Below are 18,018 nucleotides of genomic sequence, written 5' to 3' on the forward strand. Positions count from 1 at the left end.
AAGATACATTATAAATCCACTAATAGATAAAAAATAAACTTAATCGATTATAACAATAGTCATTATTTTTATATTATACCCATCGTCTTTCAAGTTACAGCTTTTTGAAATCCATAAGATATAGTTCCCCTGGTGTATTAAAAGCCAGATAAAATAGATTATTATCAAGAAAACGAAATTTATAGGGTTGACATACTAAAAAATATACTACCTTTAATATTATCTTCTTGTATGTCACTAAGATACCAGTATTTCTCTTATTTTGAGCTCTTGTATTATAAAATATCAATCTATAAGATACGCTTATAAACACCGACATCTGACAAGATAATATCAACGAGATAATATAATGCAAGAGCCAAACAATAAAAAATCAACTGAAGCTGATGCTTTACTTTCTAACATTTCACAAAACATTGACTTCTTAATGAAAAAAAACAATATAGACTCACAAGCCCTAAGTAAATTGACGGGCCTTGGAATTGCTACGATTAACAGCCTTAGACGTGGTGTTGGAAATCCTACTATTGCTACAGTCTCATCCATTGCTGATATATTTGGTGTAAATGTTGGTGAAATTACCGATGGTAAATTATCTGAATCTTATCGACAAGAAGAAACTATTTCATCAATACCTCTAATTCGTTATGATGAATTAGATGGATATATATGCGGGAAAATAATCCACACCAATCTATACAAAATCAGTATCCAGGATAACCAGAAAAACTCACTCTTCGCAGTAGAATTTGCAAACAATCTTTTATCTCCGTATTTTGATAGCAACACCATTGCAATCATTTCCAGATCTGAATCAGTTTGTGATAGTGATATAGTTCTAGTAAAAATTAAAGATACCCCTATTTGTTTCAGACAAGCCTTTGTCGGTGAGCGTGGGATTTACTTTTCAATATTAGGTATCGATAATGATCGAAAAACAATATTCAGCCAAAATTACACAATAATTGGGGTTCTGATTAAATCAATTAAAAACTTAAAATAGGAATTTAATTGTGGGTAAAATAATTGATTTTTTCAGAAAGATATTCAAGCCTCGTTACATTTACAATTTGCAGAAGTTCGAACCAATAAAAGAAAACGGGTTCTACATCTTAAAAGAATTAGGTACTCATACATGTATAAAAGTGAGAGCAGAAGATATTTTTGAAAGTGATTTATTATATAATATCAATCCTTATGATATTATTTTTATAGCAAAATTCGAAGAGCATGATCTGAAAGAAAAACAAAAATTCAAGATAATAGAAGAAAACAGAGATCTGTCATTTACTATACAAAATGAATATTCTCGCAGAACAATAAATGGAAAAGAGCTGCTTTCAGATCAGAATATTATAGGAAAATTAGACCCTGCCAGCCTTATAAGGATAGCCTACCTATCTGGATTAAAAGATGGAAGAAAAATTTCCGATGAAATTTCCAAAACAGAAAGAATAAAATCATCTAAATCTGCAAACTTAAAGGTAATAAAGTGACTCAAATCTACCCTGCCAACTCAAATTTCAAGTATAATTCTTTATTTATTTCTTTATCCGTCACAATCATGATAACTTGTGACGTTCTTGTCTATAAGACTCTGGATTTTTATGGCCTTAAAATTACTTTTAGCGGAATTCTATTTTCTTTTTATTTTCTTATATCCACAGTTCAAACAGAAGTTTATGGTTATAGACAAGGAGTAAAAACAGTTTGGATTATGGTCTTATGCCAATCAATTTTTGTAATGGTCATTTTTATTGCGTCACATATTCAACCAGAAAATAATCAAATCTCAATGAATTTTAAGTCATTGTTTGGCGAATTTTGGCGCGTTATGGTAGGCACATGGACTTCTGTGCCAATTTCTTACTTTATCAATGGGTTTGTAATATCTTCTCTAAAAAAAGTTTTCCTTGGTCGCTTCTTTTTTCTCAGATATATCATTGCTTCAATGATCACACAAGCAGCTCTTTTATTATCATCATACCCTATAAGCCTTTCTTCAAAATATAGTGTAAATGAATTAATCATAATAATTTCTACAACTTGGTCTTATAAAGTAATAATGTCTATTATACTTTTACCTATCGGTATCATCTTAGCAGATAAAGTCAAAAAATTAGAATCTGCCGATGTATACGACTGGGGAATATCATATAATCCGTTTACTTTTGGAGGAAATAAAAAATGAAAGTAATTCAGTTAACAGATATACATCTGACTCAGAAAAGAGAGAAAACAATATTTGATGTAAATCTTTATAACAATTTCGATATCATTTGTGAGGAAATACGTCGTATTCAGACTATTAACAAAATAGAGTTAATTATAGTCTCAGGTGACATTGCAAATGATGGTGACACCGATGCTTACAGATATTTTTTAAATAAAATGGAATCACTCAACACACCTTACTTCACAATACTTGGCAACCATGATCTCAAGGATAAATTTAACATTGCCCTTAAAGAAATCAAACCAAAATATAATATCATCTCCCGTGAATATAATAGGGACAATTGGTATATTACTGATATCAACACTGTTGTTGAAGGTGAAGATTATGGCTTCATCACTATAACTAACCTTGCAGAATTAGAAAAAAGAATTATTAAAAACAGTAATTTTAATATTGCTTTATTTATGCATCACCATGTCAAACCGGTTGGTACGCCAATTGTAGATAGCTGTATGCTGGAAAACGCTAATGCTCTACTGGCGCTATGTGAGAAGTATAAGATTAAATTTATTGGTTGTGGGCATGCACACACCTCACGTATTTGGCATAAAAATGAGATGACAATCAGTGTTGCACCCGCAGTTTCATTCCAATGGTTATTAGGCACAAATACCGTCAAAACAGCAAAAGGTTTTGGTTTTAATATTATTGATTTTTCAACTGATTTATCCGTAGTTTCATGTAGTTATTAATATTTATACCCTTAATCTCAAGTTGCCTATACTGCAACTTGAGATTGTATTGTGATACTACATTTTGAAAATTACAGCGTATATCACTTATTTCTCAGAAACTGGCTTAAATCTGGCCATGAAATGGCGTAATACCGGTGGTTCATAAGTAAAAGTTAATCCCCGGATATCGGTCGCTCGCTGTTTTAACTCAATAAAAGCCTCTACGATATAATCCATATGATCATTGGTATAAACACGGCGAGGAATAGCCAATCTCATCAATTCCATCGGTGATTCCTTTTGTTTACCTGTCTGCGGGTCACGCCCCAATAATAAAGAGCCAATTTCCACACTTCTGATACCTGCTGCCAAATATAATTCATTATTCAACGCTTGAGCTGGAAATTGCCCACTCGGAATATGGGGTAAAAACCGTTTTGCATCGACAAAGACTGCGTGCCCTCCAACCGGATATTGAATAGGGATCCCCGCTTTTCTTAATTGCTCCCCCAAATAAGTCACCTGACCAATGCGATAAGATAGAAAATTCTCATTCATCCCCTCTTCAAGACCAATTGCCATCGCTTCCATATCACGCCCGGCAAGCCCGCCATAAGTCACGAACCCTTCACTCGGAATACAATTAACACTCACTTCATTAAATAACAACTCATCATCACGAACAGCGTAAAAACCTCCGATATTTACCATTGGATCTTTTTTCGCTGACATAGTCAGCATATCGCCATATTGATACATCTCTTTAACGATCTCTTTGACTGATTTATTTTCGTAACCTTTTTCCCTCTGTTTAATAAACCAGGCATTCTCACAAAAACGTGCTGAATCAATCACAACTGGGATATCATACTGTTTCGCGATCTCATACACTGTTTTCATATTGGCAAGAGAAACGGGCTGCCCTCCTGTGCTATTGCAAGTAATCGTTGTTATGATAGCGACAATATTATCCTTGCCATATTCTTCGATGGTTTGTTTTAGTAATTCAATATCAAAATTACCTTTCCAGTCATAATAATTTTCCGTATCAAAGGCTTTATTTGTAACAACATTGATCCCCTTAGCGTGATTTAATTCCACATGTGCTATTGTTGTATCGAAATGAAAATTAGAAATAAATACGGGGTTTTTAGCTCCACCTTTTAATTTTTTTCGGGCAATCAAAGCAGGAAATAAAATCTGCTCTGCTCCACGCCCTTGGTGAGTAGGAACAGTATAGTTATAACCGATCAACTCTTTGACTTTATCGACTAAATGATAATAGTTGCGAGACCCTGCATAAGCTTCATCTCCCATCATCACACCAGCCCACTGTTGATTACTCATGGAACCTGTTCCAGAATCAGTCAGTAAATCAATATAAACCCTATCAGAAGGCAGCATAAATGGATTATATCCCGCAGCTTCCAATGCAGCCTCACGCTCTGCACGAGTTGTGGTATAAATATTTTCTACCATTTTAATGCGAAAGGGCTCTGGAATACGCTTCATCTTAATGTACCTAATTAAAAAGAAAAACAATAATGAACCGCATTGCATAATGAACAAAATACTTACTATTTCTCAGTGAAAATGCACAAGTCTTTTTGCTTATAAATGCAAAGTTTTAAAAATAATTTTTAGCAAAAAGTAATTTAAAGACAGGCAGGGAGAGGTTGCAATATTCGATAACCAATATTGGACTGTATTTTGGAAAAAAACTTATATAACATCAACCATAATTTCATACATTGACCTTATATTACATGAGTGTTTTCAGCATGAGCTTATACAACAACAAAGTATTTATGTCTATAATTATTTAACATAAACACGACAGCCGAATGAATATTTACAAATTAACAACAAAAAAATTGAATTAAATATACCGAATCACAGATGGTAATAGAATTTAATCCCCAAATTGCCTGCACGTATAATTGTCTTAAGAACTATTTGTTACAATTTCTGACAGAAAATGGTTTATATAGTGCTATATTTATTTTAGCCTCAATGTATCTGCAAATACGGGTGTCAGCATTGCTGACACCCGCTTATAGATATACCTCTCGTCTTTCACCACAGGTCGGCCACCGTGATGCAGCTTGAAATTTATTGAGTATAGTTTGGAAAGTCAGGCCGCCAATTCCCGCGCTCGCTCCTCTATCCAATCAATAACTTCATCACTGGAAAACAAGTAGAAATGCTCACCTGCAAAAACTTTTTGTGTCACGGGCGTGGTAAATATTTCTCGCCATTGTGCCAACCAAGGGACAGGCACGTGCTCATCATGATCCGCACCAATCACATAAGCCTGACAATTTATCACCGGTTTCGGCAACCGGGATAAAGAAGCCAGCAGACGGAGATCACTTCGCATGGCATTAACCACATATTTTCGCAATTCAGGGTGTGTGAAAACATCCTGCGGCGTCTCTTCAAATGCTTCCAGCAAGCCTATTATTTCTGCTTCTGATAATGTCTCATTTCGTAAATCATCCGGAGCGGACGTTCCCCGCGCAGAAAGCACAAGGCCCAATTTCTTTTCCGGTGCCTCACTTTTTAATCTTCGGGCTACATGGTAAGCAAGCTCTGCTCCCAGGCTATGACCAAACAACAGTAAGGACTTATCTTCTCCCAGTTTCAACCGTTTGATCGAAGCCAGAAGATCGGATATTACCGTTTCAGCATCCGTCTGAAATGGCTGCATGAAACGCGACCCCCTGCCTGCCAGTTCCATACAGTAAGTTTCTATAAATCCAGATAGCTTCTGAGAAAGTTGCAAATAAGAGTAACTGGAGCCACCAGCATGATGTAAAAACACAAGTTGAACTTTCGCTTCTGCTCTTTTGAACGCAGGATACAGGATTGAATCAGTCAAAATTAAGGCCTTTAGTTAATCTGATTATTCGTTAAGTGCGTCATAAAATGATCGGAATTACCGGTAATTGGGTTAATACGATCTATCTTTTTCTCCGGCGCACTGTCCAGAGCGGTAACAATTTTCTGTAATATCATTTGGAAAATATCACTGACACGTTCAAGATTAACCCCCTGTTCCGCCTGTATGTGGATCGCAAAGTCTTTGCCAATATCTTCAATACTGATGTAAATCGGATGTTTCACAATACAAGCGCGACTGAAAGGCCCGACATCACCAGAAGGCGTTACTGCCAATAGTGGCTCTGCCGGAAAGATGCTACGTATTTCACTATGATAATAATTCAATAATGAAGTAAATAATGGTGCAGTTCCCGACAATTGTGATAATTGCTGTTGTAACGATTGCAGGGTCAGTGCCTGCGATACCTTCTGATGTTTGACCAACTGTGCCAGATTGTCTTGAACAAGCCAGAGGCACTCAAGCACAGGCAAATTATCCAGACGCATATACATTGGCACTATGTGAATAAATTGGTGAATAAATTGCTCTGCCTCATTCTCAGTATCCGCGCCTGCAAACATATGCCTCGATAAAACCGTGCCAAAAACAGCGTCATTATGCCCAACCAGACAACCCACTGTTTTGCCCCAAACCAAGTGAAAAATAGCAGCAACACTGACAGCATGTACCTTAGCTTGTTGGCGTATTTGATGACACAAATTCTCCGGTAACTGCCACCACGCCTGGGCCGTCACGGTATCGATACCTAAATAGGTTTCCACATCAAATGGCGTTGAAGACGGTTTATCATCTTTTAACAAAGATGCCGTCATCTTGGGGCATTTCATCCCATCGGAGCCGATATCTGTTGAGTTGCAAGCCTGCAAATGAATGGCTAATTCGGACAATACAGGATGTTGATACAGCATATGTACTTCCACCATCAATCCGCGACGACGTAATTCCTGTACCATTTTTATAGCTGACAGTGAATTACCACCTAAATTGAAGAATTGAGCATGTCTGCTGACTTTTTTAACCCCGAACAATTCACTCCATATTTCAGCCAGTGTTTTTTCGATCCCCTCTTTTGCCAGAGCGGCATCCTGTTGTTTAAGTTTTCCAATAGCAATAACCGGAAAAGCCTTGCGATCGAGTTTGCCACTGGCAGATAAAGGAAAATGATTGACAATAACAATGGCTGCCGGCCGCATATAATCAGGCGCCACTTTTTTCATGAATTGCTGAATGCTCTCTTTCACACTGCTCTGTGAATGATGCTGCAAAGCACGTTCTGAAATAATCACAAAAGCAATTAACCGGTTGTCTTCTGAACTTTCACTTTGTTCCCGCGCTGTTTGTATCAACACAACAGCATCACGCACTGCCGGGTGTTTCATCAACAGCACTTCAACTTCACCCAATTCAACGCGATAACCCCGTACTTTGACCTGAAAATCCATTCGGCCAAGAATGTCCAGCAAACCATCCTTGCGCCATTTTGCTAAATCACCGGTGCGATACATTCGTTTGGAAGGCATACTATTTACTGCAATATTGACAAACTTAGCCGCAGTTTCTTCCGGCCGCTGATGATAACCCTCGGCCAGTTGTGCCCCCGCAATACACAGCTCACCCGGTGTTTCATCCTTAATAACACAGTTATTGGTATCCAGCAGATAGATTTCAATATTGTCAATCGGTGCGCCAATAGGAGGCAGAACCGGCCATTCTTCTGCTTTGCCTTCCAAAGTGTAAGCCGTCACAACATGAGCTTCTGATGGGCCATAGTGGTTATGCAGGTGGCAATGGGGCAATGCCTGAAAAAATTGCCTGATAGCAGTGGTAATAACCAATTGTTCCCCCGCCGTGATCACATCAATCAGGCTCTCTGGATAACATTCCTGTGCAATCGCCGCCATTGCCAAACCATTTAATGCGACATAAGGCAAAAATATTCGTTCAATCTGCTGTTCTGCAATAAACGTGACCAGAGCCAATTGATCCAATCGTAAATGATTGGAGATCAACACTAACTCACCACCACTGGATAAAGTTGAAAATATTTCCTGAAATGAGACATCAAAACTTAGTGGAGAAAACTGCAACGTTTTCTTACCAAAATAATCGCCTTGCTGATGAATTTGCCAGGCTAACATATTCACCAACGACTGATGAGGCATACAAACCCCTTTAGGCTTTCCTGTCGAACCTGAGGTATAAATTAAATAGGCAAGATCTTGAGGGGAGCAAGCTACTGCCAGGTTTTCTATATCACAACTATCGCTATTGGTATTCTCTTTATTATTACTATCGGAAAAATCATACTGAGCTAAATCAATACGTGCGATAGTCTCAGGAAATGATAATTCAATATCACCACGGGAAATAACAACTGAGACATTAGAATCGGTTAAAATGTAAGATTGACGCTCAATAGGATAACTCAGATCAATCGGGACATAAGCAGCTCCGGCTTTTAAAACACCAATAACCGCAACAATCGCATCAATGCTACGTTCAAGACAAATACCTACCGGAGAAATTTTTTCACCATCATGATGGTGGTGCCGACGGATATAATGGGCCAATCTGTTTGCTCTACGATTTAATTCATCATAAGACAATGAGTGCTCACCAAATTTTATGGCAATAACATCCGGTGTTTTCGCTACCTGCTGCTCAAATAGTTCATGCACACAACAAAATACGGAATGATTTGAATGACGCTCTGACAACGACTCAACTCGCATAATTATCTTCCTTTTATTCCATAAATTGACTGTCATTCATGGTAATCAGCACATTATTCTGCGCAAATGTATGTCCTTCATTTTTTAGTTACCTCTTTGTTCACTGTAAATAGGTTAAATACGAATAGATTAGCTGTGAATAGAAATCAATTTACTCCGGATAATATCAACATTGATGAAACGGGTATAGATTAATAATATCGAAAACATCTTTCTATAATAGAAAATATTATTTTCATAACTCTTTTTTTCATAATCATTGTCAGACTAGCATATCTTATTATGCAAATATCATGTTATATAATAGGAATAATAGAAATGATGGAAACAAAATTAAACGATGTGTTAAAATATTAAACAAATAAAATTATATCCAACCTGTCAGCGGTGATTTTTTCAACACATTACTGTCAGAGCTCAACATTATACTATTATCCTATCGTTATCCTATTATTACTTTATTATCGCCTTAGATACTATCAATGTCGGACAGTGCCTGTTTTTGCTGCTGGATCTCCTGCGCTGCATAGTGAACTAATGCCAAACAAGTTTCATCTATAACCCACTCTTTAGGTTCATCAAATGAATGAAGGAAAAAAACAGATGAAACTGGAAAATTTATTTGAATACATTCTCATAAATTTCCCAGCCAATCATATTTTCAATTAGTTAATCGAATTTATTGGAAATCACAAAGAAAATCAGACAATATCGGATTAAACCTAGCTGGTGCTTCCCAAAACGGTGCATGATCCACACCGACCAAACTCATAATTTGATCTTGCCAAAGATTTTGATAATGCAAACTTTCAATATATTCGGCATTGATAAAAGGATCACCTGCCCCATTCACGATAGCCAAAGGTATTTTACTTGTTTCGGCCAATAACTTTTGATCTGTCGCCTGTGGGGAAGTAAAAGCTTCAAACATATACTGGCGTGACAAACCATCTGTTCTTGCTACTGCTTCAAAGATAAACGGTTCATGGGGAGCGTTAACACCGACTGTTTGATAAGCATAATTCTTCACATCCTCTTCAGTAAAATCAGCTTTCCCGGCAAGCCCCATATGCTCACTTTGACGAAAACCAAGTGCGACATTCTCTTTACCAGCAGCCACAGGGGGTGTACCACAAATCATCAGCCCAATCATTTTGGGGTACAGTGCCAGCATTTCCAGACCGATATGCCCCCCTAATGACCAGCCAAAAACAACCACTCTGTTAATTCCAATCTTGTTCAGGACTTCAATAACGGTACGGGCATAACCCGGCATTGAATATGTCTGACGTGGATCATTGGCATTAGAAGATGCACCATGCCCCGGTAAATCAAGCGCTAAAACCCGATAGTCCTTTTTAAGATACTCAATCTGATGGCGAAATATCTCTTTACTACTTGAATTACCATGTATTAAAAGAACCGGAAGCCGATTACCGCCAGTATCTAATACTGAAATACGAGCATAAAGGGTAGATATATCATAGTAATGAATATTAGTGTGTGCAGCCGCCATGATTCTATCTCCTAATGAATGAATTGAAGAGTAATTTTTCTGCTGAAAAATACAGTAAATTATTGCATTTTACCTTGATATCTTTATGTCTTACAGACTAATAGCATGACACTACGGTATTTTTTGTCCCCTCTCAATTATTAACATTCACATACATCTGATTTTTTCCCTCAATAATTCTTAAATAAATAACAACTTTAGGAATTCATTACCATTATTTTTGAACTTTCCTGATTGATTCTTTCAATAACTTCCGTGTTCCAATATGAAATGTTTTTACTATGAAAAAGAGTAATTAACGATGAAATTAATGATGTTGAATAAAGACATGATATGGTTCAAACTTCTACAAAAATAAATGAATAAACTATTAATTTTATGATTGTGATATCAATCTCTATTCTCTATATTTCAAATACCTTATTACCTATTAAGAATATCTCGTGTTATCAGGCAGTACCCTGCTAAATGAAAAATATGCAAGTTAGTGTGTACTTTAACTATAAATTACACAACTTCTTTATAGACTTAAAAAAATCATATTAATCAATAAGCCAACTTCATAAAATGATGCTGGCTTATTTCTAAAAAATTATCATCAGAAAGGTTTAGTAGGTAAGTATTTACCATCTAAAGTTATTACTGCCCGACTTCCGCCTTCTGGATCTTCGACTTTCTTAATATCTAACCTAAAGTCAATTGCGCTAATAATACCATCACCAAATTGTTCATGTATTAATGCTTTTAATGTTGTTCCATATACTTGCAACATTTCATAGAAACGATAAATCGTTGGATCAGTTGGTACTCCTGTTGGAATGGAACCTCGCATAGGGACAGCCTGTAGAAGCTTTACCGCATCATCTGTAAGACCCAATTGCTCAACAACCTTCTTTGCTGCCTCTATAGGCAACGGATGTTGTCCAAGTAAAGCCGCCGTCACAAAAGCAACATTCATTCCTGTACCATTTGCAATCTCTTCCCATGAAAGATTTTTAGCAAGTTTAGCTACAATAATGCTTTCAGTCAGTTCCAAGCGAGATGTTTGAGTCGCTAATACTTGTAACATATTACTTTCCTGTATGACACATTTTGACACTATAATGTAACTGTTTATCTATAATGTCTAAGTATCATTTTTTACGAATCTTATTAATTTTTTTGAATAGTTGGCGTTTATGTATACTCGTAATATACCTATCTCATTTGAAGATGCAGGTTTCAAAATCTGAAATTTATCAGTAAACCGAGAAGCAAGTTCTATTCATTCATAATTTCTTTGTTTTCTGTGTTCGGTGCGCTATCCAATATATGGAGTGTTGTCCGGCTGGTTTTATCATCCCTTTTATTTTGGTATACAACCCCACATTATTGATGCAAGGCAGTGACTTGAATGTGCTGTCCATTCTTTACATGATAATGACGGCATTAATTGGTATTTACTCTCTTTCTATCGCAACCTCCAACTCCTGTATGATTAAGCCCCACCGGACAATAGCAGCAAGCATGACTTTGGAGCCAATTGAGAAAAAACAATTAAAGAGGCAAAGTAAAAATGTATGACGTGATTATTATTGGTGCAGGATTAGTCGGGCTTGGTACTGCCAATGCCCTGCAAGAACATCATCCACACTTACGCCTGCTAGTATTGGATAAAGAAAAGAATGTGGCTGCTCATCAGAGTGGTCATAACAGCAATGTTGTCCATTCTGGTATTTACTACCCCCCCGACAGTCTGAAAGCGCGTCTGGCGAAAAAAGGCAATCAAACGATATATCAGTTTTGCCAAGAACATGGCTTATATTACGACCGCTGCGGCAAAGTTATTGTTGCAACTCAATTAAAAGAACTCCTTTTATTGGAAAATATTTATCAACGCGGTTTACAAAATGATCTTAATGTCAGTCGGTTATCACAAGCTGCTTTGAAAGAACGTGAGCCTTATGTCAACGGCCTGGAAGCCATTCTGGTGCAGGATACAGGGATCGTGAATTATCAGGAAATTGCAGCAAAACTGGCTGAGATCATACAAACCAGAGGCGGAGATATTCACTGTCAACAACAGGTAAAAGCTATCCGTGAACATAGTGGTTATGTTGAGGTACAGACTCAACAATGCGGTTATCAGGCCAAATGGCTGTTGAACTGTGCCGGACTACATAGCGACAGGATTGCTGAGCTGGCGGGCTATGATACTGGTATGAAGATTGTACCATTCCGTGGTGAATATTATGTCTTGGATAGCAGTAAAAACTATTTGGTTAATCACTTGATTTACCCTGTCCCCAACCCTGATTTTCCGTTTTTAGGTGTTCATTTCACACGTATGCACAATGGCAAACGGGATGTTGGCCCTAATGCAGTATTGGCATTTAAGCGTGAAGGCTATCATAAAACAGATTTCAGCCTGCGGGATCTGACGGAAATACTGACTTACAAAGGATTCTGGAAAATTGCCACACGCTACTTTGGTGAAGGCCTGGCAGAAATACGCCGTTCCTATTCACGCCAGCACTTTACTGACAATGCCCGCCAGCTCATTCCTGATTTACAGCCCGAAGATATCATACCGGGGCCAGCGGGTGTTCGTGCCCAGGCATTAACAGTTGATGGCAAACTGGTGGATGATTTTCACTTTGTGAAGGGCCATCGCTCACTGCACGTTTGCAATGCTCCCTCGCCTGCCGCTACGGCATCGTTTGAAATTGGCAGAGAAATTGTAAGACAATATTTTGAAACAATTTAAGCGCTGAGTTGTTCAGAAGTAAGCGCACGGTAAACTCACCATGCGCTTACCGAAGTAGTCATAACGCCCCTAAAATAACTAAATTTGTTTTTTAGGCATATCATTTTCATCAAGGTTTATGAAAATAATTTATCTGAAAGGCTATTAAGAAAATAAATATTATAGAGATTAAATAAAATCAAACCTTGATAAATAAAAATGCGCTTATTTATTAATTTTCACACTTCTAAATTTAAACAAATCTTTTTTAAAACCATGTCTCAATATAAGAGTTATTCACCACCTTGACACATAATTTCTTCTCCTTATTCTAGTTTGACATTGTTGGAATAAACGTAAGGAGAATATCTATTATGTCTAAAAATAAGCTCGCCAATGGCGCTATATTTTACACCCAAAAAAATTACACGGGTTGTTCTTATCAATATCCAGAAAATAGTACAGAAGTAAATTTAATAGGCACCCCACTCAATGATCAGTTTCTTTCTGTCGAAGTTGGCCTGGAGTCAATAGTTTTTGCCTGGCGGCATGGCAGTGATAGTCAAGCAGGACAAATTTATCGCGAATGGGATTCAAGTCAGGCTGATATTAGTGATATTCAAGGCTTGTCAAAATTTATTGTATCTCCGTCAAACCGTGATTTGCTGGCAATAAAATTGATTAACGAATCAGGAATAGATCAGGTATTTAGGGCAAATATCCAAACTTATACCATTCCTGATGCTGTAAACTGTTATTCAAATGGCGACTATGAAGTCGTTGGCCTAATACCAAAAGATGGGCAACTATATGTTACCTCTGTCGCCGTATTTAATGATCAAAATATCGTGGTAACTAATGGTGCTGTTTATTTTAAATATAATGGCACTGACCTTGATATTGTTACTTATGATACAATACCTCCCTATATGCGGTTTGAAAAAGCCAGCAGTTATCATTTTAATTTCTATTTAGAAGAGTTTCCTCACAACAAATAAAGTGAAAACAATTTTGTCTAGTGGGTAATTTTAATATAGCCCCTGAAAAGGGGCTTATTAATAATGACTTCAGTTCAAATTAATATTGCCAAACTAGCTTTAATGATAAATTCATTAATATTTACTATTCGGGTATAAATCCACCCACAATAACTGGCTATCAGCAACTAACGGTTTAATCGCCCCTTCCCGTATATCCTCTGGCAACCACCATGCACCTTGCCCAAAAGCAAGCTGAACAGAATTTGTGCCGATCATTTCCCAACGCCCTTTCAGAACATACAGCACTCCGCTGTGAGATGTCGGTAAGCGGCGTTCAGCAGTCACCACAGAAATTTCAGAAACCCAGGAAGAACGGCGGATCAGGATATTGAAGCATTGAACAGATCCATCCAACAGTTCAACATGCCCCCGAATATCACCGGAAAAATGGAAAGGGGTCATTTTTTTCACCAGCTCATGTTCCAGAAAACCCGGACTGGTTAAACGGATGCCTTTTCCCTTCAATAATACGATGGAGCGATCAATATCAGGAAATTGCCCCAGTGCCCCATTTTGATGAATAGATGTGAAGCAAGCACGCCAAGCGAAATCATCAGCAACCGGCCAGCAAACAATATCCCTTACTTCCCCGATCCCTCCAGCCCATTGTTCTCTTGGTAACGTTGCATAATCGAAACATTTCATTCTCATGCTCTCCTTTCACTACTCTTACTGTTCTACTTACACCTGAAGAGGCAATAAATGTCCAATTGTAAACTTCGCAAATAATTTTTCCTGCCGCAACCAAGAAACAATTAAAATGTGATTAATTACCCGTATTCCTTTAATAACATACGACACAAACTTCCCAATGTTTTCATGGCTGCCGCCTGAGTTTCATTCCATGCAAATGAGGTATTCAACCGGAAAGCGTGATCAAACTGAGAGCTGGTGGAAAACATGCTGCCGGGCGCAATACTGATGCCTTTAGCCAGCGCCAGTTGATATAACCGATTAGCATTGAAAGGCGGTTCGAATTCCAGCCAGATAAAATAACCACCACGCGTGCTGTTAACTTTGACCGACTGTGGGAAATATCCACTGACTGCCCGCAGCATTTGAAGTTGCCTTTGCTCCAATTGACGCCGCAACCGCCGTATATGGGTATCATATCCTCCCTGAGTCAGGTATTCCGCAATCGCCAACTGTGTGGGGATACTGGCTGAAACGGTGCTCATCATCTGCAATTGTTGGATCTTTATCGCATGTTTTCCCGCAGCTACCCATCCGACGCGATATCCGGGAGCAAGACATTTTGAAAAGGATGCACAGTGCATGAAATTATTTTCCTTGTCCCATGCTTTAATTGGCATCGGCGGGTCCTGATCAAAATAGAGTTCGCCATAAACATCATCTTCAATCAGGATAATGCCGCTTCGGTTCAGAATTTCAACTAACCGCTGTTTATTTTCTGTCGGCATACTGACACACAATGGGTTCTGAAATCGGGACATCAGCCAGCAAGCTTTTATTTCATATTTACCAACAACTTCTTCCAGTACATCCAAATCAATACCTGTTTTTGGATCCGTTTTTATGGCAATGGCTTTCAAACGTAAACGCTCTATAGCCTGTAATGCGCCATAAAAAGCCGGTGACTCAATCACGACCCAATCTCCGGGGGAAGTTGCTGACTGTAAGCTGAAACTCAACGATTCCATTGCGCCTGCTGTGATCACAATTTCATCAGGAGAAACATGGATACCTTGTGCGGCATAACGACGGGATATATTACGCCTCAATCGTTCATTTCCCGGAGGTAAATTAGCCAATGAACTGTGGGGAACAAAGCGACGAGCGACTGACGCCAGTGTTTTGGCTAATCTGGGTTCTACTAATAAGGAAGGATCAGGAAATGCGGAACCAAAAGGAACGATTTGTGGATCTTTACACGCTTGTAAGACATCAAAAATTGAGGCACTAATCTCCACATTTTCACTCAGATTCAGTTTCTTTCCCCCTTTTACCGCTGCAAAGGGTTTTATCCGCGGGGCAACATAATAGCCTGATTGCGGACGTGCCACGATCCAGCCCTGACTTTCCAATAATTGATAGGCTTGCAGCACCGTCATCAAACTTAATCCCGACGATTTCACCGATTCCCGCAGTGATGGCAACCTGTCCCCCACTTGCCAAATGTCATCCTCTATCTGTTGACGGATTGTTACTGCCAGTTGTTCGTAGCGCGTCATATGCAGGCCTTTGGTTAAACTGCTATACCCGTCATCTTCTCAATTGCAGTTTTTTTAGCTGCATTCTGAAAAACCATCGGGTATATATCCAGGATATTAATAATCTTTCACTATTATATCCGAATACCTACATTTTATTTGCCTGCCCCTTCTCACTTTGCTGGCCAGTTTAAGTCACGGGTATCTATTCAAGATAACAGTGAACCAAATCCCGGAGCGAATGTGCTTAGCCCAAGCTGTTTCAGTATCATATAAGTCGTTGCCACAGAGGCGGAGATAACAGGTACTCCCACACGCGCCTCGATCAAAGGTACTGATGCCAATGAAGGCATTTGTACGCAGGCAGAAGCAACAATAACATCGACATTACTGTTCAAGCGCTTAGTAATTTCCACTGGTGCAAGAGGATCTTGTCGCCCGACAGCGAGGTTATCCGCGATTTCCAACGAGATGCTATCAATGACTTCAATGCCCTCATTTTCGATGTAATCAATCACTAATTGAGTCAATGGCTTCATATAAGGTGTCAATATAGAGATCCGTTTCGCTGCCAAAGCGTGAAGCCCGTTCACCAATGCTCCTGCGCTTGTGACAACCGGAGCCGGATAACCATTTTCCAGTGTCCGTAAATGAAGACGTTTTTCCGAAATTCGATGGTATCCTTTCCCCATGCTCATAATGGCTACCAGACAGGCATATCCCACGATATCCACTGACGCATCCGACAACTCCAATGCACAGCGATCACTCTCTGCATCCATTAATGCCAGTTCATCTTTTCTGACCGTTTTCATTCTCATGCGGCTGGAATGAAAGGTAAAACGTTCAGGGGTGATCATTTCCCGCGTGCGCAGAATAGCGGGAATTTCCGTTTCCATAGTGGTATTTGACGAAGGCACAATCAGCCCGACCCGGAAGTTACGCTGTTCACTCATAAGCGATCCTCTTGTGTGGGATTAACCCAATCAGCACACAGATTAGAATCTGCCTGATCCCATGAATCAATAAACTGGATCGCATTCGTAGCACGGCGATTCACTTTCAAATCAAAAATATCAAAACGGTTGTAATGCCCTGTTATGTCGTGCATCTGGCGGGGTTGAATACAACGGTTCAGATCAATTTCCGCATAGACAATTCCTTCTTTATCAATCAGAGGATGCCCCATCACACGCCCATCCGGCCCGATAATTCCCGTAAACGCACTATTAGGACGTGCCAGCAATTGTTCAGCTTCGGGATGGCTGGCTGTCATAGCCTGTGCGATTTCCGGGGAAATAGTGGAACAAGAAACGAGGGTAAAAACTTTACCTTCAAAGCAATGCGCAGCTGCACGTAAACGGATCGCCTCAGCCATATCATAATCTGCTGGTGCAACAGGCAGGGAGATATAACTGGCAACATGTACCAGCTCTCCCTGAGATAACAAAGCAAAACGTGCCAACGGATTGGTATTCTCACCACAGGCCAGCACTCCCAGTGGGCCAATACTCGTATCATGCACTTTTAATGAAGAAGCATCACCATTCGCCCATGTCAGTTTTTCAGCCCACGTCGGGATCAGTTTACGATGGCGCCCCAAAATACACCCGTTATCAGAAATAGTCACCAGCGTGTTATAAAGTGTTGCAATACCTGTGGGACTGCGCTCATTCACGCCAATCACGACATTAATATGCTGACGAGCAGCGGCCTGAGCGATTTTATGGATCTCATCTCCCGGCACTTCAATGGCAGATTTGCACAATTTTTCAAACCACGGGCTGCCCTGAACGGGCGTCATTACCCAGTTCCAATAGGGATACCCCGCAATAAATACTTCAGGAAAAGCCACCAGACTGGCACCATTATTTGCCGCCTCCTGGATAAGCTGACAAACGAGATCAACTGTCGCTTCCGTATCCAGAAAGATCGGCGCAGCCTGTACCGTAGCTGCCTTAAATTTAGGAAGATTCAGCATAGCAGGCTCCTGTTTTCTTTCGTCTATCGGAAAAG

15 protein-coding genes are annotated in these 18,018 nt (G+C 39.1%); 6 read left to right on the forward strand and 9 right to left on the reverse strand.

Going from position 1 to position 18,018, the window contains the following annotated elements; translation table 11 throughout:
• Positions 1-349 precede the first annotated feature (349 nt).
• From AAC147_RS19575 to AAC147_RS19590, 4 genes are read left to right on the forward strand one after another with little or no spacing between them, the layout of a single operon-like run.
• Positions 350-1,003 carry a helix-turn-helix domain-containing protein gene (locus AAC147_RS19575; protein ID WP_081989104.1) on the forward strand — a complete coding sequence of 218 codons (654 nt, stop codon included), beginning with the start codon at positions 350-352 and terminating at the stop codon, positions 1,001-1,003.
• A gap of 10 nt (positions 1,004-1,013) precedes the next feature.
• Positions 1,014-1,496 (forward strand): hypothetical protein, encoded by a 483-nt coding sequence (locus AAC147_RS19580; protein ID WP_047684091.1) that lies wholly within the window; start codon positions 1,014-1,016, stop codon positions 1,494-1,496.
• On the forward strand, positions 1,493-2,191 hold the full coding sequence (locus AAC147_RS19585) for a VUT family protein (protein ID WP_047684094.1): 699 nt from the start codon (positions 1,493-1,495) through the stop codon (positions 2,189-2,191). The genes AAC147_RS19580 and AAC147_RS19585 overlap by 4 nt, the downstream gene beginning before the upstream one ends.
• The gene (locus tag AAC147_RS19590; RefSeq protein ID WP_047684096.1) at positions 2,188-2,931 is read left to right on the forward strand and encodes a metallophosphoesterase family protein; all 744 of its coding nucleotides are present in this window, start codon (positions 2,188-2,190) and stop codon (positions 2,929-2,931) included. Before AAC147_RS19585 ends, AAC147_RS19590 begins: the two co-directional genes overlap by 4 nt.
• Before the next feature lie 87 nt (positions 2,932-3,018).
• Here AAC147_RS19590 and tnaA read toward each other — a convergent pair whose 3' ends face one another.
• From tnaA to cynS, 5 genes are all read right to left on the reverse strand, one after another.
• Positions 3,019-4,425 (reverse strand): tryptophanase, encoded by a 1,407-nt coding sequence (tnaA, locus tag AAC147_RS19595; protein WP_047684099.1) that lies wholly within the window; start codon positions 4,423-4,425, stop codon positions 3,019-3,021.
• 622 nt (positions 4,426-5,047) lie between these two features.
• A complete protein-coding gene (locus tag AAC147_RS19600) occupies positions 5,048-5,794 on the reverse strand; it encodes a thioesterase II family protein (RefSeq protein WP_052189683.1) in 747 nt (248 codons plus the stop codon).
• An 11-nt stretch (positions 5,795-5,805) separates the two neighbouring features.
• Positions 5,806-8,550 carry a non-ribosomal peptide synthetase gene (locus AAC147_RS19605; RefSeq protein WP_052189685.1) on the reverse strand — a complete coding sequence of 915 codons (2,745 nt, stop codon included), beginning with the start codon at positions 8,548-8,550 and terminating at the stop codon, positions 5,806-5,808.
• Between the two features lie 679 nt (positions 8,551-9,229).
• Positions 9,230-10,066: an alpha/beta fold hydrolase gene (locus tag AAC147_RS19610; RefSeq protein ID WP_047684102.1), complete on the reverse strand. Its 837-nt coding sequence runs from the start codon at positions 10,064-10,066 to the stop codon at positions 9,230-9,232.
• Positions 10,067-10,664: 598 nt separating this feature from the next.
• A complete protein-coding gene (gene cynS, locus AAC147_RS19615) occupies positions 10,665-11,135 on the reverse strand; it encodes a cyanase (RefSeq protein ID WP_047684105.1) in 471 nt (156 codons plus the stop codon).
• Between the two features lie 486 nt (positions 11,136-11,621).
• Between cynS and lhgO the strand changes: the two genes are divergently transcribed.
• Both lhgO and AAC147_RS19625 read left to right on the forward strand, forming a co-directional pair.
• A complete protein-coding gene (lhgO, locus tag AAC147_RS19620; RefSeq protein WP_047684107.1) occupies positions 11,622-12,812 on the forward strand; it encodes an L-2-hydroxyglutarate oxidase in 1,191 nt (396 codons plus the stop codon).
• A gap of 353 nt (positions 12,813-13,165) precedes the next feature.
• Complete coding sequence (locus AAC147_RS19625; RefSeq protein WP_047684110.1) at positions 13,166-13,789, forward strand: beta/gamma crystallin domain-containing protein; 624 nt, start codon at positions 13,166-13,168, stop codon at positions 13,787-13,789.
• 114 nt (positions 13,790-13,903) lie between these two features.
• Here AAC147_RS19625 and AAC147_RS19630 read toward each other — a convergent pair whose 3' ends face one another.
• The 4 genes from AAC147_RS19630 to AAC147_RS19645 form a co-directional block, all read right to left on the reverse strand.
• On the reverse strand, positions 13,904-14,482 hold the full coding sequence (locus AAC147_RS19630) for a HutD/Ves family protein (RefSeq protein WP_047684112.1): 579 nt from the start codon (positions 14,480-14,482) through the stop codon (positions 13,904-13,906).
• 119 nt (positions 14,483-14,601) lie between these two features.
• Positions 14,602-16,023, reverse strand: a complete 1,422-nt coding sequence (locus AAC147_RS19635) for an aminotransferase-like domain-containing protein (RefSeq protein ID WP_047684115.1) — start codon at positions 16,021-16,023, stop codon at positions 14,602-14,604.
• 188 nt (positions 16,024-16,211) lie between these two features.
• Positions 16,212-16,958, reverse strand: a complete 747-nt coding sequence (locus AAC147_RS19640) for a maleate cis-trans isomerase family protein (RefSeq protein ID WP_047684118.1) — start codon at positions 16,956-16,958, stop codon at positions 16,212-16,214.
• Positions 16,955-17,983: a carbon-nitrogen hydrolase family protein gene (locus AAC147_RS19645; RefSeq protein ID WP_047684120.1), complete on the reverse strand. Its 1,029-nt coding sequence runs from the start codon at positions 17,981-17,983 to the stop codon at positions 16,955-16,957. Before AAC147_RS19645 ends, AAC147_RS19640 begins: the two co-directional genes overlap by 4 nt.
• Between the last annotated feature and the right edge of the window lie 35 nt (positions 17,984-18,018).

This window comes from Xenorhabdus sp. NBAII XenSa04, from assembly GCF_963866145.1.
Taxonomy (GTDB): Bacteria; Pseudomonadota; Gammaproteobacteria; order Enterobacterales; family Enterobacteriaceae; genus Xenorhabdus; species Xenorhabdus indica.

Coding starts and splice junctions, on each gene's coding strand:
- AAC147_RS19575 (WP_081989104.1), top strand. CDS start 350: ATGCAAGAGCCAAACAATAAAAAATCAACTGAAGCTGATGCTTTACTT.
- AAC147_RS19590 (WP_047684096.1), top strand. CDS start 2,188: ATGAAAGTAATTCAGTTAACAGATATACATCTGACTCAGAAAAGAGAG.
- tnaA (WP_047684099.1), bottom strand. CDS start 4,425: ATGAAGCGTATTCCAGAGCCCTTTCGCATTAAAATGGTAGAAAATATT.
- AAC147_RS19605 (WP_052189685.1), bottom strand. CDS start 8,550: ATGCGAGTTGAGTCGTTGTCAGAGCGTCATTCAAATCATTCCGTATTT.
- AAC147_RS19610 (WP_047684102.1), bottom strand. CDS start 10,066: ATGGCGGCTGCACACACTAATATTCATTACTATGATATATCTACCCTT.
- cynS (WP_047684105.1), bottom strand. CDS start 11,135: ATGTTACAAGTATTAGCGACTCAAACATCTCGCTTGGAACTGACTGAA.
- lhgO (WP_047684107.1), top strand. CDS start 11,622: ATGTATGACGTGATTATTATTGGTGCAGGATTAGTCGGGCTTGGTACT.
- AAC147_RS19625 (WP_047684110.1), top strand. CDS start 13,166: ATGTCTAAAAATAAGCTCGCCAATGGCGCTATATTTTACACCCAAAAA.
- AAC147_RS19630 (WP_047684112.1), bottom strand. CDS start 14,482: ATGAGAATGAAATGTTTCGATTATGCAACGTTACCAAGAGAACAATGG.
- AAC147_RS19635 (WP_047684115.1), bottom strand. CDS start 16,023: ATGACGCGCTACGAACAACTGGCAGTAACAATCCGTCAACAGATAGAG.
- AAC147_RS19640 (WP_047684118.1), bottom strand. CDS start 16,958: ATGAGTGAACAGCGTAACTTCCGGGTCGGGCTGATTGTGCCTTCGTCA.
- AAC147_RS19645 (WP_047684120.1), bottom strand. CDS start 17,983: ATGCTGAATCTTCCTAAATTTAAGGCAGCTACGGTACAGGCTGCGCCG.